The organism is Lactococcus cremoris subsp. cremoris KW2, assembly GCF_000468955.1.
Taxonomy (GTDB): Bacteria; Bacillota; Bacilli; order Lactobacillales; family Streptococcaceae; genus Lactococcus; species Lactococcus cremoris.
In genome coordinates, this window is record NC_022369.1 from 1,272,717 (window position 1) to 1,297,786 (window position 25,070).

Here is a 25,070-nt window from a genome sequence, read left to right on the forward strand (position 1 = left end):
AACTTCTCCAATAAATCTCTCTAAAATTCGTTGTAAATAAAGTGTGCTCCCCCAGTATGACTGTAGGAATAAAGATAGAGTAGAATTAATATAATTACAAAGTAAAATATTGTTTTAGCCAAAAATAGACGAATTTCTTTTTTCTTGTCCATTGGAACTCCTTTTAATATATAAATTAATAAGAGGTTTTTAGAATACTCAGTTAATCTCATATCATTTATGACTTAGATTATAACATTTATTAAGCGAAAAAAAACTTACATTTCTGTAAGTTTAAATCATGTTTAGAAAAGAAAACGGCAACAATTTATTTTTAGTAATTTTAAGTGTACGTCATCCGTTTTTAGTGATTTTTTGTCTAATCATTTGAGCAACTTTTTTGGGATTTTCTGCTTCTGTCAGTAAAGAAATAACCGCAAGTCCGTCAAGTCCAATTGCTGACAATTCTGTCAGTGAATCTTGCGTGATTCCACCGATTCCTACAATTGGTAATTGATTTTCTAGAAGCATCAGTCTTAAGTCTTTAATGCCAATTGGCTTTGCCGCATCATTTTTACTGTTTGTTGGGTAAATTGGCCCAATTCCTAAATAATCAGCCCCACTGCTTTGTGCCGTTTTTAATTCGTCAGCCTTAGTGATAGAAAGACCCAACCACATTTCCTGACCAACCTTCTCACGAACTTTACTGACCGGCTCATCTGTTTGTCCAATATGAATTCCATCAGCATTTAATTCACGCGCCAACTCCACATCATCATTGACAATAAAAGAAACGCCTGCTTCTTCGGACACTTTTTGTAATTTTTGAGCAATTGACAGACGCTGCTTCTGCTCTTTATAAATGGTTCCCTTATCTCGAAATTGATAAACAGTGACACCACTTTTTATAATTAAAGCAATCTTTTGCGTTGCTTCATCTAGTGAACATTCTGGAAAATTTTGTGGTCCGGCAATAAAATAAACACTTAAATCTAAAGTTTTCTTAGTCATTAATATTCACCCAATGATTCAATGGCCCATGACCATGCCCCACCATAATCGTTTTAGAAATTGCCTCACTAATAAAAGCTTTCGCATTAGGCATGATTTCTCTCAGACTTTCTCCCATAGCTAAATGAGCAGTAATATAGGAAGAAAGTGTATCTCCAGTTCCATGTGTTCTTTCTGTCAGTAATCTTTTAGAGTCATAAGTACTGACAGAACCATCCGTCAGTAATAAATAATCTCTGACAAGTTCTCCTTGGCCATGTCCACCCTTAATAAGAACATTTTTTGCTCCTAATTTTTGAATATCATGAAGCGCGCTTAAAAGCGAATTTTCGTCAGTAATTTGATAGCCGGTCATGACCTCTGCTTCCTCCAAATTAGGAGTAACTAACTCTGCTAAGGGAAGTAACTCATCTTTTATCAAGTCAATCGCTTCCTTCGTTAAAAGAATAGCCCCACCTTTAGCCACCATTACTGGGTCAACCACCAAATGTTTTGGTTTGTATTTTTTTAATCCTTGAATCACCCCTTCAACTTGAGCAGTATCAAAAAGTGCTCCTGTTTTGGCTGCCGAAATTTCCAAATCAGAAAATACCGAGTCAAATTGAGCTAAAATAAAATCTTTATTTGTCGGTAAAATTTCTTGTACGCCATAAGTATTTTGTGCCGTTAAGCCTGTTACGATCGTTGCTGAATAAACTTTTTGATTATGAAAAGTTTTCATGTCCGCATTAATTCCGGCACCGCCAGAAGAATCAATTCCAGCAATTGTCACAACCTGTGGAATAGTAATCATTATAATACTCCTTTATTTTATTTCTTGTGTCGCTTGATAAAGTGTGTCCAGAAGACTATTGACAAAATTACCCGGTAAATTTTTCACTTGTTTGGTCGCTATCATTCCAGCTTCCCCGAAAAATTTTGTCGCTTCATAAGCAGCTGTAAACAAATCATCAGAAACAGCTGCAAAGGTGCCAACCACTGCTGTCAGCATGTCCCCACAACCAACATTAATTTTAAAGAGCGGGCTGTCAGTGTCAACAAACATCTCTTCATAACCGTTAGAAATAATATCCACCTTACCTGTTTCTATAATCACTGCGCCTGTTTTTTTAGCCGCAAGTCGCGCGTGTTCATTATCTATATTTGACTCAAGTGCATCAATGCCTTTATTTAAACTTTTTTTGTCAGCAAACCAAGCAATTTCAGCCGAATTTCCGCGAATAATATTAAACTTTACTTCTTGACTCAACCTTTTAACTATGGATGCTCTGAAAGGAACATTGACCGCAACTGGGTCCAAAATTAATGGTTTTGCTTTTTGATTTGCCAAGCGACAAGCTTCTAAAAAAAGAGGATAAGTCGATTCTGATATTGTGCCAATATTGACTACCACAGCATCTGAAATTTCAACTAATGACTCGAGCTCAGCAATTTCTGACGTCATTAAAGGTGAGGCACCAATAAAACTGATAACGTCCGCAACTCGTTGAGGAGTTACAAAATTCGCCAAGTTCAAAATAAGCGGTTGTGTTCTTTGAATCTTACCTAAAATAGACATAAAAAAGCTCCTTTATTTACACAAGGAGGGCTCAAGCATGACAAGAAAGTGAGAATTACAATTTTCTCAAAAGAAAATATGATAAAAACTCGGACACATTCTTACGCAGGTCTTAACCTGTTCAAGTTTGATGGTCTTTCTCAACCGATAATTTAAAATTATCAGTACCCATTGTGTATTAGATTTATTTTTGAAACTACAACCAGTTTAGCATATTTATAGCAAAAAAACTGATTTAATAAATTTAAGAAGAAAAAAACCCACCGAAACGGTAGGGTTTTTACATTATTTTTTGTCTTCATTCAAATTTTTATCAATACTTTCCTCTTGACGATTTGTTTTCACCCAGTCATTTTTAGAGTTGAAAAATCGAATCGCTGACTGCGGATAGATTTGAGTCAAAATCAATAAAAATTTAGTTAAATTAGCCGTATCTTTCAGGACATCCCAAGCCTTCATTTTTTCATTGTTTTTCCCTCTATTATAAAGCAGAGCCCAAACAAAGTTGACAATGATAATGTAAATAGACATCACAATAAAAAGGATAACAACAATTTTAAGTGATTGAGTAATTCCCGTTAAAATCGCAGAATTGATAATCATAATCATAGTATAAATTACAATGATATACTCAATTCCCATTAACCAAGGTTTAAATAAAGTCATCAGTATCTCAAATTTTTGTTTCCAAACCAGATTTTTCGAACGAATCGTTGGTAAAATATATTTTGATGATTGAATATTACCCTGAGCCCAACGGACTCGTTGCTTGACCAAAGCTTCATTATCATTGATAATTCCAGTTTGTTCAATATAAATATCATCATATTGTGCATTTTTCACTTCAATATCTGAGAGAAAAAGACGTGTTGATAAATCAAAATCTTCCACAAGTGAATCTGTCCACGGTTCTTCATTTAAAGCTTGAAGAGTGCTCAATTTACAAAACTGCCCGTTCCCACCAAAAGCAACTGTATTAGTCAAAGTCCGAAACATTTGAGTGGCATTAATAATCTCGGAAAATTCAAGGTCTTGCGACGAATCCTTTAATAAATTGGCGACACGAACTTTTGATTGAAGACCAGTGAGCTTATCATCATAATTAAATGCACGATTGACTTTTTCAAAATAATCAGTTTCAAGTTTTGTATCAGCATCAATAATTGCTATCAATACTTCCTCAGGAGCAATTCCTTTCGCTTGAATCTGTTTACTAATTTGATAATAGGCCCAATTAAGCGCGGTTCCTTTTCCTTTTTGCGCATTTGGTTTAATTCTCCTTAAAACATTTAAACGAGAATCATTAATTTCTGATATCTTTTCTAAACTTCGGTCATCACTTGCATCATCAATAACTGTGACAACTAAATTTTTATAATTATTTTTCAAAATACTTCTTAAAGTTGTTTGAATGACCAACTCTTCATTCAGACATGGAATCAGGACATAAATGTGAAATTGTTTTTGAATCCCATCAGTTCGCAAGTCCAAAGCATTGACCCTTTGCCTTTTATTGTAAGAATACCATAGAATGATAACTTCTACTGTATAGTATAGGAAAACAAAAACCGAAAAGATAAAGAAAATGTAATTGATTCGGTCAAATACATCAATCACCAAATAGCTCTGTTTCCAATAGTGATATCTTACAATATATAAATAAAGAAATGGAAGACTTGAACCGATATATAACAATATTTTTGTTCGAGGTCTGATAAACTTTTTCAATCCAGTATAGATTGTCAAAAGCATAATGACACCAACTTCAAATACTTGCAATGCAAAATAGCTATTAAAGATTTTTTCATTAAATTGGATAAAATTACTTGGAGCATTGAGTAGAAAGATATAGGCATAAACTCCAAGTGCAACCAAGATTAAAACATAGATTGGTTTTAAAGAGAATATTTTTCTCTTTGATTTCTCCCCTTTATAGCCGATGACCAAAGCAAAAGCTATAATCGGTAGAACAAACTGAGAGACTACTGTTAAACCCTCTATCCAATGAGCTAGAAAAGCACTATAGTTAAGTTCAATACTATTAAAGAAACCTTCTTGAGCAAAATTAAAAGTAATATTTATCTGAGTTCCCGAATAGACAACCAGGGCTACCAAATAAATTACTAAGAGAACATAGACGGTAGACTTGATATTTTTACCTAATTGTTTGACATCAATTCCCGTAAATTTACAAAAACTTAAATACATAATCGGCATAAATGGAACAATCAAATAACGAATATCCATATTACTGACGATACTGAAATCAAAACCTTGATGTTCAATTAATAATTTAAAGAGAAATTGAAAAATGATAATAGGAAGCGTGACAAACCACAAGGAAGCAATCAGTGTGGCTAGATTATAGATTAATCTTTTTTTGGTTGAAATATAATAAGCCAATCCACAACAAAGCAAAGTGAATAAGGCAATTAAAAAGCGAAAAGGAAAAAGTTGAGGAACAGCAAATTCTCCACCAATTAAATAAGTCAAAGATACGATTAACCGATTTGAGCCATAAATTAAGAAGCCAAAAACACCAATAATACTCAAATTTCTAACGGAATTTGATATCTTTTCACTGTCCGTAATGATGAAAAATGAGCTGAGCATTAACGGAGCCACAAAAAAGAAAATCGTGAAAAATTTTTCTCTTGATGTGAAATTTGAAAGTCGAAAGATAAACTCAAAGTTAAAAAGAAAGATAAAAATGAGACAGACGGATTGAAAGGATTTAAGTGAAATTTTTCTATTTTTCATTTAGGATATTAATAATCTGTAAGGAAGTAGTCCCATCACCATAAGGATTTTTACTTCCTGACATCCTTTCATATTTAGTCTTGTCTGTTAGTAAATCCCGAGTCTCATTTACAATATTTTCTTTTGAAGTCCCTACAAGTTTTAATGTTCCTGCCAACACTCCCTCTGGTCTTTCTGTTGTATCACGTAAAACAAGAACTGGAATTCCTAAGAAAGCAGCTTCTTCTTGAATCCCACCCGAATCCGTGAGAATTAGCTCTGCATGCCTCATCACATTATGAAAGTTGATTGTATCAAGCGGGTCGATAATTTTGATATTACTATGTTTTAATAATTTTTGAGCCTTTTGACGAATAATCGGATTCATATGTATTGGATAAATAATTTTATGAGTTTCTTTGAACTCATCAGCGATTTCGGCAATTCCATCAAAAATTTCTTCTAAATCATTCAAATTTTCTCGACGATGTGCCGTGACCAAAATCATCTTTTTATCCGCTTGCCAAGTCAAGGCTTCGTTTTCATAATTATCTTTCAAAGTGTATTGAAACATATCAATGGCACTATTTCCAACAACAAACACTTGTTTTCTGTTTTTTCCCTCTTTTAGGAGGTTGTCTCTTGTCATCTCAGTTGGGGTAAAATGATAATCTGCCAGTAATCCAACAATCTGCCGATTCATTTCTTCTGGAAATGGTGAAAACTTATTATAGGTTCTTAATCCAGCCTCAATATGCGCAAGCTTTATTTGATTAAAATAGGCGACCAAAGCTCCAGCCAATGTAGCAGCTGTATCTCCATGAACGAGAATAACATCTGGTTTTTCCTGTTTGACAATCGGTTCAAGACCGCTAAGTGTTCCTGATACGATTTCTGATAAACCAGAATAAGAATCCATAATCTTCAAGTCATAATCAACTTCAACTGAAAATTCATCAAGAAGTTCATTTAACATCTCCTTGTGTTGACCCGTATTAACCAAAACAATTGGATTTCCTTGCTTTTTGGCCTCTTGAATTACCGGATAAACTTTGATAAATTCTGGTCTTGTCCCAAAAATAAAGAGTAATTTTTTCATCTTCACCTCATTCTTATATTTTAAATAATAATTGTGTTTGCTATAAACAACTCCTTTAATAAATCAAAAACTTACTTACACATCTGCTATAGACTACATTTATTGTGATTTTTAAAAACAAATATCAAATTTAGGTATTATAAAAGCATGGTACAACAGGATACCACACAATTATAAAATGTAATCTTTTACGGACATTTCTTAATTTCATTCTAGCATAAGACCAGCTACTTAGTCAAAGTATTTGAATGCAATTTTTGGTTAAAAACAACAACTTTTTTATGTATTTCCCTCTCAAATAAATTACCTATCTTGTCCATACAAAAGCTACAAAAAAATAAGATATTTTTGACTTTGAATGCATGCTTGATTAAACAAATCCATTCTCAACTAATCAAAAAAAAGCGAACCGAAGTTCACTTTTTGGTGTCTAATTTCAACTCATTTTCAGGAGTGACCTTTATAGAGCAAACAGAATTTTTTACTAAAACCTTATTTTTAATAAGTTTAATCCTTGATTCCAAGTAACGTCTTCATTTGCGAAACCATGAGTTTTGCATAAGCATCTGGATTAGAAGTTTTCATCGCTGCCATTTGAGCTTGCTTTTCTTCCGCTGCCGTTTCGATTGCTTGTTTTTCTTGTGGCGTTTTTGCCGCCGCAATTTCAGCTTCTAATTGCGCTTTTTGTTTTGCTTCAAACTCAGGAGCTAATTTTTGCAATTTCTGTGCTTGTTCTGGTGTGAGGACAAGCCATGTTTCTTTTGGTACTTTTGCAGTAATCTCTTTTTTGATTAACTCGCCAGATTCCCCACCAATGCCAAACAAGAATTTCGCAAAATTGTTATCCCATTGATAAGTTGTCGTTTTAGTGACTAATTTTGCATTTTTAGCATTCGCCACCAACTGATAATTGGCTTTCTTTTTTGATGATTCTACAACATTTTTTGACATTTCATCAGAAATCCAAGTTTTCATCATACTTGTTGCAGCTTTGTCTGATGTATTCATCATTTTGACGTTTCCAATAAAATTGACGGTTGTTTTACTGTCATTCGCTTGTGCTTTATACATTAAGATATAGTTTCCAGAATTAGTTCCAAAAGCTTGTGTCAGTAACATTCCAAAAGGTTGAGTGCTCCCAGCGGCAGAATAAATCGTCGTTTGCGTCGTTTTAGTCACTTCTTTCATCCCCCAGTGATTATTATCATGATAAATCAAACCAAACATGGACAAAAGTAAAAGAAGAGTTGCAATACTTCCAAGGATATTTCCTGTGGAGCCCTTGATGTAGAAGAAACCCACAATCATCAAAATAACAACTAATATAATAATGAAAAGTATCATGATTTTTGACCTCCTTCTTCTGTAACTTCTTGTTTATTAGCTTCTCGTACAGGCGCTGGTGCGACCTTTCCTTTATGCAAAAAGAGTGCTACGAAGATTCCTAATACAGCAAAGCCAAATGCGATTCCAAATGAAACATGAAATCCATTGAGTGATGCTTGAATCATCTTATCCGCATATTGAAGCGGATTCGTCGTTGACAGATGATGTGCGGGTTTCGTACTATTGATGACATTAGTTGTAACTGAAGCCAATATCGCAACAACAACAGAGGACGCGATCATTCGTACCGTATTGTTTGAAGCAGAACCCTGTGCTGATTTTTCAACTGGCAAAGCATTCATACCCGAAGTGATTAAAGGCATCATGATTAAACCAATCGCAACAAAACGCACCCAATAAGTAATGGTAATAAAAGCCTCTGGTGTTGTTGCCGTCAAGAAGAGATAAGGCAAAGTTCCGATGGCTAAGAGAATAAAACCAATAAAACTTAGTTTCTTCGCACCAAATTTATCATAAATTCCCCCCGCGATAGGCGACATTAATGCCATCATGACCGAACCAGGTAAAAGTAATAATCCAGATTGTAAAGCTGTTAATCCGTGAACATTTTGGATGTAAGTTGGTAGCATCATCTCAACGCCCATCATTGCCATTGTATTAATCGCTGCTGCGATTGTAGTAACCGTAAATTGTTTGATTTTAAAGACGGACAAATCAAGGAAAGGATCCGCCATGTGAAGTTGACGACGAATAAAGAAAGCAATAATGACCAATCCAATAATAATTGGAGCAATAACGCTCTGAGCGTCTCCCCAGCCATCATTTCCGACATTAGTAAAACCGTATAAAAATAATCCAAATCCAAGTAGCGATTCTAGTAATGAAATAAAATCAAGTTTCATATTTCGGTTAGGTAGGACATCCGCCATTAAAAATGGGGTCAAAACGGTCACAATAATCAGTAAAACAAAGGGAGCAAGAAAAAGTGTGCGCCAATCACCCAATTGTAAAATTCCTAAAAACTTTGTATTTCCAGATAAAATCCAGCCCCCATAAGTAGGACCAATCGCAGGAGCAAGTCCAATCACAAGTCCGCCCATTCCCATTGGAACTCCGATTTTTTCAGGTGGAAAGATGTTTGTGATAACAGTCATCATCAGTGGTAATGAAATTCCAGCGCCCATCGCCATCACTACACGACCTAAAAGGAAAATATTGTAGTTGGAAGTGGGTGCAATCATAGCAATCAACGTTCCAGCAGCTGTAAAGCCGTAGGCAATCATGAATAACCAACGAGTCGGAATTTTGGTTGTCAGATAAGCTGATACTGGAACCATAATTCCATTAGCAAGCAGGTACCATGTCGTTGCCCCTTGCGCTGTGGAGAGGCTGATGTTAAATTTGTCCATCAAGGTTGGGTAAGCTGTAGACAAAAAAGTTTGTCCTAACATTCCAGCAAAGGTCCCAATCAAAATCATTGCAAACATGACATTTCTAAAATAATGATTGCCATGAATATCTTTTGAATAGTCTTTTCCCATTAGTTCAGGCATTTATTGTTCCTCCTTTTCTTGTTCTAAGATTGACATGCTCGTTTGTATAAAGAGCGCCCAAGCTTCAATGAAGTGTTGAGTCCTCTCTTCTCCCATCGCTTCAAAAACATTTGAAATGCGAGTAATTGTACGCGTACGTCGTTCTTTTGTTTCTTTTCGTCCTTTATCCGTCAGAAAAACTAATATTTTTCTACGATCCTCTCTTGAAATTTCTCTTGAAATCATTCCTTTTTCCTCAAGATTATTAAGAATATTTGCAACTCGTGCGGTGCTGGCTCCAATATATCTCGCAATGTCACTCGGGACAATTAAAGTGCCAGCATTTTTATAAAGATAAACCAAAACCAGAGGCTCACCTTGAGCATTCTCATTGAGTTTCAGCAAAACTTTTTTTGCGTTTTTTTGCTTCATACATGAGAAAAAGTCTTCTGCTGCTTTTGTATAATCCATACGTTTCCTTTCTGAAAAAAATCTTTTTTTGCTAACTATACTTCATTGCTAACGATATTAACATTTATAGGATATTCTTTTATTTGAAGATTGTCAATTATTTTATTTGATTTACTTATATTTTATTTGTGTGTAATTTATAAATTATTTATAACGCCAATTGTTTTTTTAGGAATATCATAACGGTTCCCAACTTTCTAAATTCCAAAGAGCTTTTCACTACGGCTAAACGAGAATGTCCAACTTAGAACAAAGCATTTCAAGACCCTGATTTATCTTTTAAGCCTAATGGCCACGAACAACACAGGTATTTACTAAGCATCAGTTAAATGGATAAAATTTATGAATTTAGACTCTAAGAACATTTCATCAACATATTACACAAACTGAATAGAATAAATTAAGAAGCAAATCTTACAAAAATAACCCCCAGTATTTCATAATACTGAGGGTTATTTTATAAAGAATCAATTTTATTTTATTAAAAAAAACAAAAAAACCACCAAATAACTTTGGCAGTTTTTTCAAATTGATAACAATTCTTATTTAAGAGTGATTGAAGCACCAGCTGCTTCAAGTTTTTCTTTGATTTCGTTAGCTTCTGATTCAGAAAGACCTTCTTTAACAACTGTTGGTGCACCATCAACGAGTTCTTTAGCTTCTTTAAGTCCAAGACCAGTGATTCCACGTACTTCTTTGATAACTGCAACTTTTTTGTCGCCAGCTGCTGTCAATTCAACGTCGAATGAATCTTTAGCTGCTGCTGCTTCACCAGCACCTGCTGCTGCTGCAACTGGAGCTGCTGCTGTTACGTCAAATTTTTCTTCGATTGCTTTTACAAGTTCAGAAAGTTCAAGGATTGTTGCGTTTTCAAGTTCAGCAACGATGTTTTCAATGTTCAATGCCATTTTAATATTCTCCTATTAATTTTTTAGTTTGTTGCGTAAATCCGCCGATATAAGTGATGTTGCTTATAATTAAGCAGCTGATTCTTCTTTTTCTGCAACAGCTTTGACTGCAAGAGCCACGTTGCGGATAGGTGCTTGAAGCACTGAAAGAAGCATAGAAAGAAGTCCATCGCGGCTTGGAAGAGACGCAATAGCTTGGATTTCTTCTTTAGAAGAAACTTTACCTTCGATGACACCAGCTTTGATTTCAAGATTTTCAGCATCTTTTGCGAAATCAGCCAAAACTTTTGCAGGTGCTACAACATCTTCGTTAGAAAATGCTACTGCTGATGGGCCAGAGAAAGCTTCTGATAAACCTTCAAGACCAGCTTTTTCAGCTGCACGACGCAAGATTGAGTTTTTAACCACTTTAAATTCAACGCCTGCTTCACGAAGTTGTTTACGAAGTTGAGTATCTTCATCAACTGATAAACCACGTGAATCTGCAACAACGATAGATGCTGCTTCAGTCATTTTTTGTGCGTAAACATCAACCAATTCTGCTTTCTTAGCAATTGTTGCTTCATTTACTTTGTAATCGCTCATTTTTTTACCTCCATTTTATTTTGGTTGTAGAAACAAAAAATCTCTACACACAAAAGACATAGAGAGTTCAATTATCATTTTGATATTTGTCCTCGGTAGGAAGTTTATGACTTTCGTCCCCTACTGTCTTCGGTCAGTTCTTTTAGAACCGTAAATAAGTATATCAAAGTTTTTTTAGAAATGCAAGGATAAACTTACTTTGAAATCTATTTATCTTTTATTAATCTATATCTACTGAAAAATATCTTCTATATTTATTGCTTTCCTTTTGAGATTCTAGTATAAGCAAGACCGAAACAAAAAATAGAAAAGAATAAGGTCATCATGTCCAGCAGTAACCAAGGAACTGCCTGTGTAATCCAATTTCCAACTATCAATAAGATAAATGGATAAAAGATACTAGAAATAAATAGAATTTTCGCCCATTTATTAACTTTTGGAGTGTCTAAATTTGCGATTACTATAATACTAAGGGCCGTACAAAGCCATAGTAAAATAAGATCAATTAATAAAAACATTGGACAGTAAAAAATGATAAAAGCTAACGATATCAAAAGCCTTCCCCAAAAATGAGTCTCTGGTATATTTGGCAAATTAAATGTAATTATCAATAGGAAGAAAATAGCAAATAACCATTGCCCTAATAATCCTAGAAGAATAGTATCCTTACTCTTTATCATGAAATTATATCCTTAAAATGTTTTCTTCCTAAATCACATAATTTAATATTCCTAACGGATTTATTTTTAAAATATCTTAGCATATTTCAATGAATATTTTACATTAAAAAACTATACCAAGTCATTTATAAAACCCACTATTACCTTTCATAAAAGCCTAAAAAAATTATACCACTTTAATATTTATTTCAAAAGAAAAAGCCGAACCATTTCGACTTTTATTTTATTTTATTTTTTATCTCAGTTCATGCAATATTCTTCTGATTTTTTGAACCGTGAAAAAATTTCACGTTAATGATCTTTTTTTCCTTTTTTTCTTTCACTTTGTCGTCATTTTCTATCAATTTTTGTGAAAGCAATAGGACAAGTTCATAAACAACTGCAAAGATTAATCCAATCCCCAGTATTGGCATAATTTCTCTTATCCAATTCATTTTAAGCCCTCATTTAATCTATAATTTGTGATTCTTCAATCTCTTCAAAATTATCAACCACTGGCCCAATAATGCGGAAATTATCTTCCTGTCCTAGATAAAAGTCCTTGTATTGTGGGTCTGGATTGAGTGAATGAATTCGGAAATTTCCGTCTTCTTCTTCAAATACTTGTTTAATATATAAGCGTTCTTCTCCCAAATCTCCTTCAGCAATGGCATAGACATCTCCACTCCGTCCAAAACCTGTGTGTAAGAATGTTGCAATAGAAAAATTTGGAAAATCTGGTTCCATGGATTCACCTTTAACTCTGGCAGCTCCATCATATCGTCCAAGATTTTCTGTTGTATACGCTCTATAATGTCCGCCTGTGTTATTGGCTGTTTGACCAAAACCTGCTGAAAGTGCTTCGTCTTCAACAACAGCATACTGTAATGAAGAACGTCTATAAGTTTTCAAATCAATGAGATCTGCTTTATTCTGTTCTATAAGAAAATCAGTGAAATTAATGACAGATTCCTGTTGTTCTCCTGTCAGCGAACGATAATTATCAATTAATTGCTTTTCAGCACCATTATCAGGATTTTTGATTAATTCTTGAATGGGTAAATCATATATATCTGCTAGCTTTTCTAATAATTCTAAAGTTGGGTTAGTTGCCTTTTGCTCCCAAAGGACGTAAGCATTTTGTTTCATTCCTAGTTTATCTGCTAATTGACTTTGCGTAAGTTTAGCTTCTTTTCTGAGTTTTTTTAAATTCTGACCAAAATTCATAACTTCTCCTTTTTCATCACTTTATCAAACTTTCTTATATTATATCTCTTATTTCATTTTTTGTCAATCTTTTTATCAGATAAACTGATAAAAAATAAAAACCACTGATAACAGTGGTTTCAAAGTTCTTTTTGTAATGTTTGAATTCGATACATGTCAGCATAGTATCCATTAAGCTCTAAGAGTTCATCATGATTTCCTCGTTCAATAATTTCTCCCTTATTTAAGACTAAAATCTGGTCAGCATCTTTGATTGTTGATAGGCGGTGAGCAATCGCCATTGTCGTTCGATTTTGACGCATATTTGTCAACCCATCTTGGATAAGGGCTTCTGTTTCAGTATCAATATTAGCCGTTGCTTCATCTAATAAGAGTATCTTTGGATTTCGGACGATTGTCCGAGCAAAGTTAATTAACTGACGCTCGCCAGCTGAAAAAGCAGCCCCACCTTCAATGACTTTTGTTTCATAACCATTTTCTAAATCCTTGATGAAATGATCAGCTTGAACAAATCTCGCAGCTTCTTTCGCATCTTCGTCAGTAATTTGAGAATTCATCATTTTAATATTGTCAGTCACAGAGGCCACAAACATAAAGGAATCCTGTAAAACTAAACCAATTTTATGGCGAAGTTCTTCTTTAGTAAAGGTCCGAATATCTTGGTCATCAATCAAAACTTGACCCTCTGTAAATTCATAAAAACGCATAAAGACATTGATAATACTTGATTTACCAGAACCAGTGTGTCCGACAAAAGCAAGCGTCTCTCCAGGATTTACAATGAAAGAAATATTTTTCAAAACTTGATGTTCTCCGTCATAAGAAAAACTGACATTTCGAAATTCAATTTTTCCTTGCTCAATCAGTGGAGCTTTGCTGACAGAACTTTCACTTCCTTGTTTTGGGGAAAATTCCTGTTCTTCCATAATTGTTTTAATTCGACTTGAAGCCACTAAACCATTTGAAAAGTTTGACAAAGAATCCATTAGTCCTGAAATAGGATTAAAGTAAATTTGAACATTACTGATAAAGGCGTAAATTAATCCTGCTTCAACCACTGCATGTAAACTCCGATTAGAATACATCAGTAAGACTACTACAATAGAAATTGCCATCAAGAAGTTTACCAGAGGACTCAGCAAAATACCATTAATTTGAATGACTTTTTTTCTATAACCATAGTATTCATCATTTGTTTTTTCAAATTCATTTCCCAAACGACTTTCTTGACGAAACTGTTGAATGATTCTCATACCAGAAATGTATTCATTTAATTTCGTGTTTAACTCTGAACGTTTAGCAAGCATGGCTTGGTAAACTTTTGTACTCACTTTTTGATAAATGATAACTGCCAAAATCAATAATGGCAAAATCAACAACATTACCAGAGCAATTTTGTGGTCAATAACAAACAAAGCAACAAATGCAATGACAATCGAAAGAACACTTGTCAATGCATTAAATAAAGTCTGCCAGAAATCAAATAAATCAGTATCATTTGTAATTCTGGTTATCAGCCAGCCTGTTGGCTTCTGATCAAAATATCTCATACCTAGCTGATGAATTTTTCCATAAACTTTCTTACGAATGTATTGATTGACAAAAATTGAACCATTCTGAAGATAATTCCATTTGAAAAAGAAAGCAATTGAATTAATTATTGCTAGAAGCAGATAAAGTCCTGCAAAATAGAAAATAATCTGGTCAGTTGCTTTCATTGGAGTCAAATAAGAATCCATAAAAACTGATAAAACAAAAGGCATCAGTGAAGCCAGAGCTGTTGTAATCACACTAAAAACAAAAGCCCAAATAAAATACCTTTTGAAAGGAAGTAAGAATTTAAAAATAAATTTAAAAACTTGCCAACTTTCTCTGACAGACATTTTGTCAGTAGATTTCTCCATTTTCTTCTCCTTCCCGATTTACTGGCGAACCTGTCAGTAAATTTTCATCTTTATCAGTGGCTGTTAAATGACTTTCAATTTGTTGCATTTGCCACATTTGAGCATACCAGCCCCCTGTTTTCACCAAATCTTCATGCAGACCACGCTCAATAATTTTTCCTTCGTCTAAAACGAGAATTTCATTGGCTTCCATTACTGATGACAATCTGTGGCTGACAACCAGTGTTGAACTCTCATGACGCAGAGCCTTCAAGTTTGACAAAATCAACTGTTCGGTCTTGGCGTCAACCGCTGATAATGCATCATCTAAAATCAATAATTTAGGCTGAATAAGCAGTGCCCTCGCAATAGATAATCTTTGTTTTTGTCCACCAGAAAGCGAAACACCACGCTCACCGACCAAAGTGTCATATCCTTCAGGAAAAGTAATAATGTCTTCATGAATTCCAGCTGTTTTGGCTGCAATTTCAACTTCTTCTTGACTCGCTGAAATCTTGGCAAATCGAATATTGTCCCTGACAGACATCGAAAATAGAAAATGTTCTTGTGGAACATAACCAATTGCTGGCAAATACTCATCTAACTGATAATTCATTATATCCTGATCAGCAAAGGTAATTTGTCCTTTGTAATGGTCAAACTCCCGCATTAAAAGTTTAATGATTGTTGATTTACCTGCACCAGTCCGCCCAACCAAACCTAAAACTTGACCTTCTTTTAAATTAAATTGAACTTTCTCCAGATTTCGTCCTTCATTTTCATTCGGATAAGTAAAACTTTCAATATCAAAAGATAAATCACCTTCTTTAGGCATTTTTAAAGTTCCCTCAGAAATCTTAGATTCTGCTTTTTGAGCTAATAATTTATCTACTCGACTATAGGAAGCTCGTCCACGTTCAATAACATTAAAGAGGACACCAATTGCAAACATCGGCCAAACTAAATTTCCAATATAAGTCACAAAAGCAACCAGTTGACCAAGGGTTAAGACATGATGAACAACATAATATCCCCCTAAAAGAATTGTCAGAGTGTAAGATAATCCGACAATCAGAGTAATTAGAGGGTCATACATTGAATCAATCCAATTGACCCGAACAAAGGCTTTATCAATATTATCCAATTTATCTTGAAAATCAGCCATATCTTGTTCTTCTTCGCCAAAAGATTTGATTGCTTTCATTCCTGTGATTGATTCTTGGACTTTATCATTCATTTCCGAAAATGTTTCTTGAGCATGTTCAAAACTCACATGAATTTTGTCTCCCAAAATTTTAGATACTAACGCTAACAAAGGTAAAGGGAGGACAGCAATAATCGTCAAACGCCAGTCGATAAATAAAAGCATGGCGATGATTGTCATCCCACCCGTCATTAAAGAATCCGCCCAAGTCAAAACTCCAAGTCCAGCAACACTCTGTATCGCTTGCAAGTCATTCGTCGCATGGGCCATCAAATCGCCCGTTCGATTTCTTTGATAAAAAAGGGTGTCCATCCGCAAGAAATGTCTAAAAAGACGACTACGGATAATTTTTTCTAGTTTAAAAGCTTCTCCCCAAATATTTGTTGACCAAAGAAAACGAAAGCCATATTCAACAAAAGCCGTCAACAGTAAAATACCAGAAAAACTCAGAATTAAAGATAAAGTCAAGTTTCGCTTAACAATATGGTCAATGATTTTTCCAATAATTAAAGGTGGAATCAAGTGTGTCAAAGAGACAATAAAAAGGGCCAATAGACCAACGCCATAACCTTTTCTCTCTGCCTTAAAAAACCACCACAAATCTTTAAAAATTTTCATACAGTTTATTCCAATTTATTATATAATATTCTAAATATTAGTATACCATAAAGAAAGCGATTAAAACAGCTTATTTGGTTAGTTTTTTTGGGAAATAAAAAGGGTTTTGTAGGCACAAAATCCTTTATAATTAATATCTAAAGTCCATACCAACTAATTTTCTCATATCTCCAACCGATCTTCACAAGTGAATCTCGTTCTGCGCTACTTGATGTATAAAAATGACTGATTTGTTTACCTTTGGCATTAGGATTAAAAAGCCGATAAATTGGCGTGTGTTTTGCTGTGTCCGAATAAAAAGCGATTTGTTCAAAACGCCAACCTGCTTTGACTAGTGAATCACGCTCAAAGGAAGATGTCGTATAAAAATGTTCCCCTGAATTAGGGTTATAAAGTCGGTAAACTGCATTACCTGTGGCAGGCTGTTGCGAATTGACACCCTCGTAATTCCAGCCTGTTTTTGATAAAGTCGTCGTTTCATACAAACTTTTTGTATAGAGATGTTCGCCATTGTTTGGGTTATAAACACGATATAATGCTGTTGATTTTAGTGCTGGTACATTATTTTGAATCCAATTGATATTACTTGCAGTGAGTTGAACACCGTAGTTGGGATATTGCGAAGCGAGGGAGGAAGGAACTTTGTTGTTATCTCCATTTGGATTTGGGTTCAGATAACTCGCTTCTGCAACATTAATACCAACAATATTTTTACTTGTATTAAAAACAGGGCTTCCACTTTGACCAGGATACATACTAATATTAGAGTAACTAAACAGTGGGTTACTTATTTGAGAAACATTTCCTGACATTCCCCACATTTGCTTAGAGAGATCTCCTGGGAAACCTACTAAAGAAATAGCTTGATTTTTTAAAAGGCTTGAAGTCATTCCCATCCAACCCGTAGATAACCCTATGTTTTTAGAAAGATTAAGAATTCCTAAATCATCGGCGCCTAGAGGATAATTCGTCGTTCCAGACTTATCTTTTGCCAGCCAGTCTGGATTAGCAACTTCACTTGTTACTGCTATCGCCGTATTGGGATTATAATTTCCATTTGCATAAGCTTGATAAACAGTTGCGGATTTAATATGGCCACCTTCTGACGCGTTGTACACCATGTGTCCTGCGGTTAATACCTCATTAGGTGCAATGATAACTCCACTGCCTCTGTATAATCTCCCATCTCCCCCAACAGTTTGGATGTAAACTATTGTGTTATATGGGAATTGATTAGCAGTTGAAATCAGTTTGCGTTGGTCTGGTTGGTAGACGTTACCTGCCGTAGCCCCACCAGATGGAATAAACGGCACCGTATCCGCAAAAGCACTAGAAGAAATTAAAAGCAAAGTTGAAGCAAGTGTGATATAAAGTTTTTTATTTTTCATTATTCGTTTCCTCCATCATCTTAAACTGCTGTAGCTGGACCAGTTTGAGGAGGTTCAGGCGATGTAAATGAAAATGCCTCCCCTTCATCGTGCCAACCTAATTTTACTAAAAAGGTCGCTTCATCTCTACTACTGGTGTAAAAATGCTGACCGCTATTTGGATTATAAAGTCTTTCAACTGTTGTTTCTTGATTCCAAGGCAATATAGTAGCATCGTAGAAAACAATCCCCTCATTGACCCAACCATAATTTTTAAGCTGATTTACTTCATTGGTATTTATAGTATAAAGATGTTCCCCACTATTTTTACTGTATAGACGATAAACAGGGACCTTACCATATGTTTGACCAGGCATTGTGTAGTAGGAAGTTCCAATGGTTCCTTCATAGCCCCAACCTAGATGGACAAGGTTATTTTTCTCAGCTAGTCCCATTGTATAGACATGCTCGCCTGAATTTGGATTGTAAAGGCGATAAACTGGTCCATTGAAGTTTGCCGTAACAGCTTTTGCTGGTGTCGCCTCTTTTAACGAGAAAGCTAATCCAAGCAAAAGCGCTCCAAATAAGAGCCCGTTTTTTAAAAGTTTTTGATGCGTTCTATGTGTGTTCATAACAAACACCTCCTTATTGTTTATATTATTTCTATATTAAGCTGGACTTACTGGCCCATCCCAATGACTAGGCAAATTAAATTCAAAAGCAATTCCTTCGTTCTGCCAACCAATACTATCTAAGTAGGCCGCTTCGCTAAAATTATTTGTGAAAAAGTGCTGTCCATTATTAGGGTTATATCTCCTATAAACTGTCAAAATGCTTCCAGGAGGACAATTTGATGAATCATAAAATACAATTCCTTCATTTGACCATCCTTTAGTTCTTAAAGAAGACACTTCATAAGTATTTTTTGTATAGAGGTGCTGTCCACTTTGAGAATTATAGAGGCGGTATACTGGAATTTTTATATAATTTATCCCAGGATAGTTGTAGTAGGAGTCAGCCAATACTCCTTCATAACCCCAACCCAAATGGACAAGATTATTTTTCTCGGTAAGTCCCATTGTATAGACATGCTCGCCTGAATTTGGATTGTAAAGGCGATAAACTGGACCATTAAAGTTTGCTGTGACAGCTTTTACTGGTGTTGCCTCTTTAACCGAGAAAGCTAATCCAAGCAAAAGCGCTCCAAATAAGAGCCCGTTTTTTAAAAGTTTTTGATGCGAAGTATATATGTTCATAAAACACCTCATTTTTAATAATTAAAATAATCAAAGAAATACATATGTAATTTTTCCATTAATTCATTATTTTCCAATAAAAGAATATTTCACCCATAGTATAGCGCTTTAGTTTGAATTAAGCAACTACTTTTTTGATAAAAAATATCCTTAAATACATTTAATGTAACAGAATAGAAATGTTTCTTTAGGAAATTTTTCAAGTATTTTTAATTATACATATTGAATCATTAAGCTATAAAATAAAAAAATACGGTAGGAAAGTCCCACCGTATTTTTATTTAGAATTATTTGCCTAATCTTTTGAATTAAGCATTGTAAAATTTTACTACTTTATTTTTTTTGAATACAGTAACAATCAAGCCGAAAACAAGGGCAAAAATGATATATTGCAAGGCATTGAAAGGTAAAACAACTGTTAAGAGGTAAGTTGGATTTAAAGTAACTGATAGCGAACCCATGTTAAAGAGATGTGTTGCTCCAGCAAAAATTTTGTCAACATCAAATCCTGCAGCCAGACGATATAATGGTAGAGCATAGAAAACATTCAATACCATCATTACAAGGACTGAAGCAATAGTCGCCAAGACAATCCCAACTGTATAATTTTTAATTGAAAACTTCTTCTTTGTAAAGAACCAAACGATGGCCATGAAAATTCCTAGAGCAACAAAGTTCATTGGAACTCCAATCCATGTTGATGGGCCTTGATTAAATAGAAGATACCATAAGACAGAGCGAATAAAGAGGATAATAAATCCATCACCCAATCCTAAAGTAAAGACTCCTATAAGTACAGGAATGATTGAAAGTTCCACTTTCATAAAATCAATTCCAGGCAATAACGGAAACTGCAAAATTGGCAACAATAAAATTGTTGATAATGCAGCAAGCATGGCAATTAATACCATCCGACGTGTTTTAGACATAAAAAAACCTCCAAATATGAGAAAATAATTCTTCAAATTTCGAGGAAGTTGATAGACATTTTTGGTTTAGCTAAAAACAGTAAGTCGACCGAGGTCGATTACTCTGCAAAAATTGTTCATCTTCTTCCATCCAGACTTTACTGTCGCTAGCAGAGTTTCACTGCTTCAATCGCCGTAGCGAATCGCGGAGTCATAAGGTCAAAGCCTTATTTACCGCCGGTCCCGAATTACACGGTGCCCTGAAGATATTTTTATTATAGCACAAAAATACTTAGCATATCAAGAATAAGATTTATTTAAGAAATAAAAAAACAACTCTTTATAGAGAATTGTCTTTATTTTATTTAAACTATTTTCCTTGCGCAGCATTAATCAATTGAGAAACTTCTTTTTTACTCAAACGACGGAATTGTCCTGTAGGCAGTCCATCCAATGTAAGTGTTCCATATTGAATACGACTTAATTTTTGTACTGGAAGTCCAGCAGCAGCAAACATCTTCTTAACTTGATGATTTTGACCTTCATGAATCGTCAAGCTAACAATTGAATGGTTTTTTGTTTTTTCTTGTTTGATAATTTCATAACGAGCCGGGCTAACTTTCTTACCTTCAATCGTCATTCCAAGTGTTAAGGGACGCAAGTTTTCTTTGTTCGCTTGTCCTTCAACCTTAGCCACATAAACTTTATCAACACCGTGACTTGGGTGAGTCATCATATTTGTGAATTCACCATCGTTAGTGAGTAAAAGTAAGCCACTAGTATCCCAGTCCAAACGCCCTACTGGATAGATACGTTCTTTAACTTGAGGCATTAAATCCATCACCGTTTGACGTCCTTTATCATCACTGACAGAAGAAATATAACCTCTTGGTTTGTTCAATAGATAATAAACAGGTTCTTCATTATAAACTGCCACTCCATTAACTTCGACGACATCTCCAGTTGAAACTTGATAACCTAAATTTGTCATCGGGACATTATTAACTGTCACTTTTCCCGCCAAAATTAGTTCTTCTGCTTTACGTCTGCTTGCCACTCCTGCATGGGCCAAATATTTATTGATTCTCATTTTCTTCACTTTCGTTAAATAGGGTTTGTTGTTCTGCCACATATCTTGACTCATCAATTTCAGGTAATTCTTCTAAATTATTGATACCAATATAATCTAGGAAAAATTCAGTAGTCGCATAAAGGCTAGGACGTCCCGGTGCTTCAACTTGCCCTACTTTTTCAACTAAATCAAAAGCACGAAGCGTAGATAGAACACCTGACGAGTTAACTCCACGTAATTGATCAATCTCAATACGCGTTAATGGTTGTTTGTAAGCAATTATTGAAAGAACTTCAAGAGCAGATTTTGACAAAGATTGGTTAAGTGGAGTTTTCGCATAATTTTTAAGAATCTCTGAAAAGTCTTCTTTTGTGGCCATACGATATTTTCCAGCCGTTTCAATAATTGTCAAAGCTGATTCTCTATCAGAATGATATTTTTCTTTCAAATAATCAATTTGTTGCTGACAAGCTTGTTTAGACATTTCTGTCAGTGATGACAACTCTGTCAATGTTAAACCAGCTTCTCCAGATACAAAAAGTAAAAGTTCACATGTCGCTGTCTTATTCACTAATTTCTTTTCTTTCTAAAATAATTTCTCCAAAGAGCTCTCCTTGAGAAAAAGAAACTTGCTGATTTTTAATCAATTCTAGAAGAGCCATAAATGTTGTGACGAGTTCATCTTTATTGGTTTTATCTGAAAATAAATCTGTAAATTTACATATTTTTTGTTCTGTAAATTTTCGATTTAATTCAAAAATTTTATCCGCAATCGTAAATTTTTCAGCTGCAATCTTTGTATTATCATCTTCAATTTGTTGCCTTTGTAATTCCAAAATTTTACTAAAGGCTAAGAACAAATCTAATGCCGTTTTATCTTGCAATAAGACTGTCTCATCTGTGATGATTTCAGTTTTCGATTTAGAATAATAATGACTACGTTCTTGATGTAATTCGTCCAAATCCTCTGAAAGCATTTTATACTTCCGATATTCGTCGATTTGAGCTAATAAATCATATTCAAGCTGCTCGGTATCTTCTATAAAAGTTTCGGTCACCGTTGGCAAAAGTCTTCTTGATTTTATCAACATCAACTGACTTGCCATCAGCATATATTCACCTGCCAACTCCAACTCAAGTTCTTTCATCGTTTGGATATAGATAAGGTACTGTTCAATCACCGGTACTAAAGGGACTTCAAAGATGTCCATTTCGTACTGACTAACTAAATGTAAGAGAAGATCAAGCGGACCCTCAAAGTTTTTAATTTTTATATTGATTTCTTTGATCATAATTTACATAATTAAAATAGCGTAAAAATCCTATCTATAATATTTTTCTAAGGTAGTAATTGTGCTTAAGCCAAGTAAATTAGCCAACTCATATATTGTTTTTCCCGCTTTTACCTGATGCAAAATATACTGTTCCCTAATCTCTTTAGAAGAATAATTAGTGAATTTCTTTAATTCTGTATATAGGAATTGGCGAGATTTTGCAAATAATTCATCGGCATTTTTTATGGCCTTAACTCTGATGGCAAATTTTTCTCGAATGGGTAAGACTCGTTTTATTCCAGCTTTTTCGATTGTGAGATATTTAAAATTCCAATTAAAATTTTCCCATTTTAATTTTTGAATCTCTGCAAAATTAAGACCAAATTCTAATATCAATAAAGCTAAAAATTGCCCTGGACAACTTAGAGGTCCATAAAATTCTGGAAATTCTTTTATCATAGGATGATAACTCTCAGAACTTTGAGTTTTTTTCTGAACAACTTGCTTAATTTTGAAAAACTGGTTTATTTTTTTATTTTCATATAAAAATAGAAAATATTGGTTGGCACTCGAAATTTTTCGCCGTTGTGCCGCGGGAGAGAGTTTACTAAGCTGGTGTTTGTAAAGTTCTAGTGCTTCTTCTGTGACAGACTTATCTTCAAAAAAAGCCTGCAAATAGACTAAGTCATAATAATAATTTGAGCGAGTATTTTCAGAAAAGTTTCTACTTACTAAATACTCCTCAATCTCGTTTGGTAATTTCATAATATTTTGTAAAGTCGTGAGCGAAGGCACTAAAAGCCTTCAATATTTCTTGACGAACTACGATTCCCATAAATTCCTGCCTTTTGACAACTGGTAGAAAGGGCTCCTTAATTAATTTGTGCATCATTTCTTCCAAAGTTACTGTGGGACCAACCGTTTGGACCTCTTTGTTAACAATTTCAGAAATAGATGTATTGTGTAACTTTTCAAAAAAGAAATTTTGTTCCATTTCAAATTCAACAATTTCTGTTAAACCTAAAACTCCCACATATTCTTTTCTTTCATTCAAAACTGGAACTCGTGAATATTTGTACTGGCTAAGCATAAGTTTCGCATGTGCGATATTATGCTCTGCGTAAAGTACAGCGACATTTGAGGCTGGAATCATAAAGGTTTCACTTTGATTCAAAATAAAATCCTCAATTTTTTTATCAATCATGTAAGTTACTCCTTAAAGAGCTTTGTAGACTCAGAGTCTAAATTGTAGTTCAGGAATAGGTTCATGTTGGAGATTTCGATAAGAAACTATAAATTCATCTCCGTCAATTTCAATTATAGCATACATTTTGACATCATACTTCCCTCTAGGTTGTGCAACCGAACCGGGATTTACATAAAGAATATTCTTTATTTTTTGCGCTACTGGCTGATGAATATGACCAAATAGGGCAATATCAGCCCCTTGTTCTTCAGCAAAATAAGAATACCGTTCTAGGCCCAAACCAACATAATAGAGATGACCATGTGTAATTAATACCTTTTTTCCCTCAACCGTTTGAGTAAGAAAATCATGATAGCCATCATCATAATCACAGTTCCCCGCAACAACAGTTATTCCATTCCAAATTTCATCAGAGCTCGGAAGTTCTGAATCCCCACAGTGAAATATTGCTGTTGCTTCGTTCAAATACTTAGATTTTATAGATTCAACCACTTCACGATCATAGTGTGAATCAGACATTACTACAAACATAAGCACCTCTCTTTTACATAATTAATTTTATGTTAAGTTTATTTCTCTAACCATTCTGGAAGTTCTTGCATTAATTTTCTTAGTGCTTGACCTCGATGTGAAAGTTGATTTTTTTCTTTTTCTGATAATTCTGCAGCGGTTCTGAAAGCATCAACCATAAAAACAGGATCATAACCAAAGCCATTTTCCCCTTTAGGAGCAAGGGCGATATAGCCATTCCAATCAGCTTCAACAACTAAGCTGTCGTGATTAGGTCTTGCCGCTACTAAAGTAGTATGGAAATGAGCGCTTCTACGTTCTGGTGTAATTGCTGTCGGAGCAAGTTCATGCAAAAGTTTAGCAATATTTTTCTCATCAGTAGGGTCTGGTGCTGAAAAACGGTGTGACCAAATGCCTGGCAAACCACCTAGTACATCAACACATAGTCCTGAATCGTCTCCAATAACTACTTGTCCAGTCAACTCAGCAATTTGTTCTGCTTTTAAGCGAGCATTTTCTTCAAAAGTACTTCCTGTTTCTTCAATTTCAGGAAGTTCTGGGTAGTCTGATAAGTCTTTAATTTCATAACCAAAGTCAGCAAACAATTTTTTAAATTCTTTTGTTTTACCAGGATTTCTAGTCGCAATAATAAGTGT

At 34.5% G+C, this 25,070-nt stretch carries 26 protein-coding genes, 1 pseudogene, 2 riboswitches and 1 other annotated feature; all 27 genes and pseudogenes read right to left on the reverse strand.

The annotated features are described in order from the left end of the window. Positions 1-20: 20 nt before the first annotated feature. Positions 21-152 (reverse strand): teichoic acid D-Ala incorporation-associated protein DltX, encoded by a 132-nt coding sequence (locus KW2_RS06055; RefSeq protein WP_021037287.1) that lies wholly within the window; start codon positions 150-152, stop codon positions 21-23. A gap of 181 nt (positions 153-333) precedes the next feature. Further along, on the reverse strand, positions 334-990 hold the full coding sequence (gene thiE / locus KW2_RS06060) for a thiamine phosphate synthase (protein WP_021037288.1): 657 nt from the start codon (positions 988-990) through the stop codon (positions 334-336). Next, positions 983-1,783 (reverse strand): bifunctional hydroxymethylpyrimidine kinase/phosphomethylpyrimidine kinase, encoded by an 801-nt coding sequence (thiD, locus tag KW2_RS06065; protein WP_021037289.1) that lies wholly within the window; start codon positions 1,781-1,783, stop codon positions 983-985. The genes thiE and thiD overlap by 8 nt, the downstream gene beginning before the upstream one ends. A gap of 12 nt (positions 1,784-1,795) precedes the next feature. Next, a complete protein-coding gene (thiM, locus tag KW2_RS06070; RefSeq protein WP_021037290.1) occupies positions 1,796-2,548 on the reverse strand; it encodes a hydroxyethylthiazole kinase in 753 nt (250 codons plus the stop codon). 81 nt (positions 2,549-2,629) lie between these two features. Then, positions 2,630-2,730: riboswitch (TPP riboswitch) on the reverse strand. Between the two features lie 103 nt (positions 2,731-2,833). Next, a complete protein-coding gene (locus KW2_RS06075; RefSeq protein WP_021037291.1) occupies positions 2,834-5,308 on the reverse strand; it encodes a glycosyltransferase in 2,475 nt (824 codons plus the stop codon). Beyond that, the gene (gene wecB / locus KW2_RS06080) at positions 5,298-6,386 is read right to left on the reverse strand and encodes a non-hydrolyzing UDP-N-acetylglucosamine 2-epimerase (protein WP_021037292.1); all 1,089 of its coding nucleotides are present in this window, start codon (positions 6,384-6,386) and stop codon (positions 5,298-5,300) included. Before wecB ends, KW2_RS06075 begins: the two co-directional genes overlap by 11 nt. 507 nt (positions 6,387-6,893) lie before the next feature. Further along, positions 6,894-7,730 carry a DUF4811 domain-containing protein gene (locus tag KW2_RS06085; protein WP_021037293.1) on the reverse strand — a complete coding sequence of 279 codons (837 nt, stop codon included), beginning with the start codon at positions 7,728-7,730 and terminating at the stop codon, positions 6,894-6,896. Further along, a complete protein-coding gene (locus KW2_RS06090) occupies positions 7,727-9,286 on the reverse strand; it encodes an MDR family MFS transporter (RefSeq protein ID WP_021037294.1) in 1,560 nt (519 codons plus the stop codon). The genes KW2_RS06085 and KW2_RS06090 overlap by 4 nt, the downstream gene beginning before the upstream one ends. Next, entirely contained in the window at positions 9,287-9,736 is a 450-nt protein-coding gene (locus tag KW2_RS06095; RefSeq protein WP_021037295.1) for a MarR family winged helix-turn-helix transcriptional regulator, read from the reverse strand. Positions 9,737-10,278: 542 nt separating this feature from the next. Beyond that, positions 10,279-10,644, reverse strand: a complete 366-nt coding sequence (rplL, locus tag KW2_RS06100) for a 50S ribosomal protein L7/L12 (RefSeq protein ID WP_011676194.1) — start codon at positions 10,642-10,644, stop codon at positions 10,279-10,281. A 69-nt stretch (positions 10,645-10,713) separates the two neighbouring features. Next, positions 10,714-11,229, reverse strand: coding sequence for a 50S ribosomal protein L10 (rplJ, locus tag KW2_RS06105; RefSeq protein ID WP_011676195.1), 516 nt, complete (start codon positions 11,227-11,229; stop codon positions 10,714-10,716). 25 nt (positions 11,230-11,254) lie between these two features. Further along, positions 11,255-11,380, reverse strand: a sequence feature (ribosomal protein L10 leader region). A 103-nt stretch (positions 11,381-11,483) separates the two neighbouring features. Continuing rightward, a complete protein-coding gene (locus tag KW2_RS06110) occupies positions 11,484-11,909 on the reverse strand; it encodes a hypothetical protein (protein ID WP_021037296.1) in 426 nt (141 codons plus the stop codon). Positions 11,910-12,154: 245 nt separating this feature from the next. Then, on the reverse strand, positions 12,155-12,343 hold the full coding sequence (locus tag KW2_RS06115; RefSeq protein WP_021037297.1) for a hypothetical protein: 189 nt from the start codon (positions 12,341-12,343) through the stop codon (positions 12,155-12,157). A 13-nt stretch (positions 12,344-12,356) separates the two neighbouring features. Continuing rightward, positions 12,357-13,115 (reverse strand): helix-turn-helix domain-containing protein, encoded by a 759-nt coding sequence (locus tag KW2_RS06120; protein ID WP_011676198.1) that lies wholly within the window; start codon positions 13,113-13,115, stop codon positions 12,357-12,359. Between the two features lie 119 nt (positions 13,116-13,234). Continuing rightward, positions 13,235-15,019 (reverse strand): ABC transporter ATP-binding protein, encoded by a 1,785-nt coding sequence (locus KW2_RS06125; protein WP_021037298.1) that lies wholly within the window; start codon positions 15,017-15,019, stop codon positions 13,235-13,237. Next, the gene (locus KW2_RS06130) at positions 15,003-16,820 is read right to left on the reverse strand and encodes an ABC transporter ATP-binding protein (RefSeq protein ID WP_021037299.1); all 1,818 of its coding nucleotides are present in this window, start codon (positions 16,818-16,820) and stop codon (positions 15,003-15,005) included. The genes KW2_RS06125 and KW2_RS06130 overlap by 17 nt, the downstream gene beginning before the upstream one ends. Before the next feature lie 137 nt (positions 16,821-16,957). Next, positions 16,958-18,208 carry a trypsin-like peptidase domain-containing protein gene (locus tag KW2_RS06135; protein ID WP_021037300.1) on the reverse strand — a complete coding sequence of 417 codons (1,251 nt, stop codon included), beginning with the start codon at positions 18,206-18,208 and terminating at the stop codon, positions 16,958-16,960. 20 nt (positions 18,209-18,228) lie between these two features. Beyond that, complete coding sequence (locus tag KW2_RS06140) at positions 18,229-18,819, reverse strand: hypothetical protein (protein ID WP_021037301.1); 591 nt, start codon at positions 18,817-18,819, stop codon at positions 18,229-18,231. A 36-nt stretch (positions 18,820-18,855) separates the two neighbouring features. Then, on the reverse strand, positions 18,856-19,443 hold the full coding sequence (locus tag KW2_RS06145) for a hypothetical protein (protein ID WP_021037302.1): 588 nt from the start codon (positions 19,441-19,443) through the stop codon (positions 18,856-18,858). Positions 19,444-19,751: 308 nt separating this feature from the next. Beyond that, positions 19,752-20,372: an ECF transporter S component gene (locus KW2_RS06150; RefSeq protein WP_011835093.1), complete on the reverse strand. Its 621-nt coding sequence runs from the start codon at positions 20,370-20,372 to the stop codon at positions 19,752-19,754. 114 nt (positions 20,373-20,486) lie between these two features. After that, positions 20,487-20,623, reverse strand: a riboswitch (FMN riboswitch). 98 nt (positions 20,624-20,721) lie between these two features. Further along, complete coding sequence (locus KW2_RS06155) at positions 20,722-21,441, reverse strand: pseudouridine synthase (RefSeq protein ID WP_014735014.1); 720 nt, start codon at positions 21,439-21,441, stop codon at positions 20,722-20,724. Then, positions 21,428-21,994 (reverse strand): SMC-Scp complex subunit ScpB, encoded by a 567-nt coding sequence (scpB, locus tag KW2_RS06160; protein WP_011676203.1) that lies wholly within the window; start codon positions 21,992-21,994, stop codon positions 21,428-21,430. The genes KW2_RS06155 and scpB overlap by 14 nt, the downstream gene beginning before the upstream one ends. Beyond that, entirely contained in the window at positions 21,987-22,715 is a 729-nt protein-coding gene (locus tag KW2_RS06165) for a segregation/condensation protein A (RefSeq protein WP_021037304.1), read from the reverse strand. The genes scpB and KW2_RS06165 overlap by 8 nt, the downstream gene beginning before the upstream one ends. Positions 22,716-22,745: 30 nt before the next feature. Next, a complete protein-coding gene (gene xerD / locus KW2_RS06170) occupies positions 22,746-23,462 on the reverse strand; it encodes a site-specific tyrosine recombinase XerD (protein ID WP_011835090.1) in 717 nt (238 codons plus the stop codon). Further along, positions 23,440-23,901: a cyclic-di-AMP-binding protein CbpB gene (cbpB, locus tag KW2_RS06175; protein ID WP_011835089.1), complete on the reverse strand. Its 462-nt coding sequence runs from the start codon at positions 23,899-23,901 to the stop codon at positions 23,440-23,442. The genes xerD and cbpB overlap by 23 nt, the downstream gene beginning before the upstream one ends. A 30-nt stretch (positions 23,902-23,931) precedes the next feature. Next, a complete protein-coding gene (locus KW2_RS06180) occupies positions 23,932-24,435 on the reverse strand; it encodes a metallophosphoesterase (protein ID WP_021037306.1) in 504 nt (167 codons plus the stop codon). Positions 24,436-24,473: 38 nt separating this feature from the next. After that, positions 24,474-25,067 (reverse strand): annotated as a pseudogene (locus tag KW2_RS06185) (nucleoside-triphosphate diphosphatase); the annotation flags it as partial. Positions 25,068-25,070: the final 3 nt, after the last annotated feature.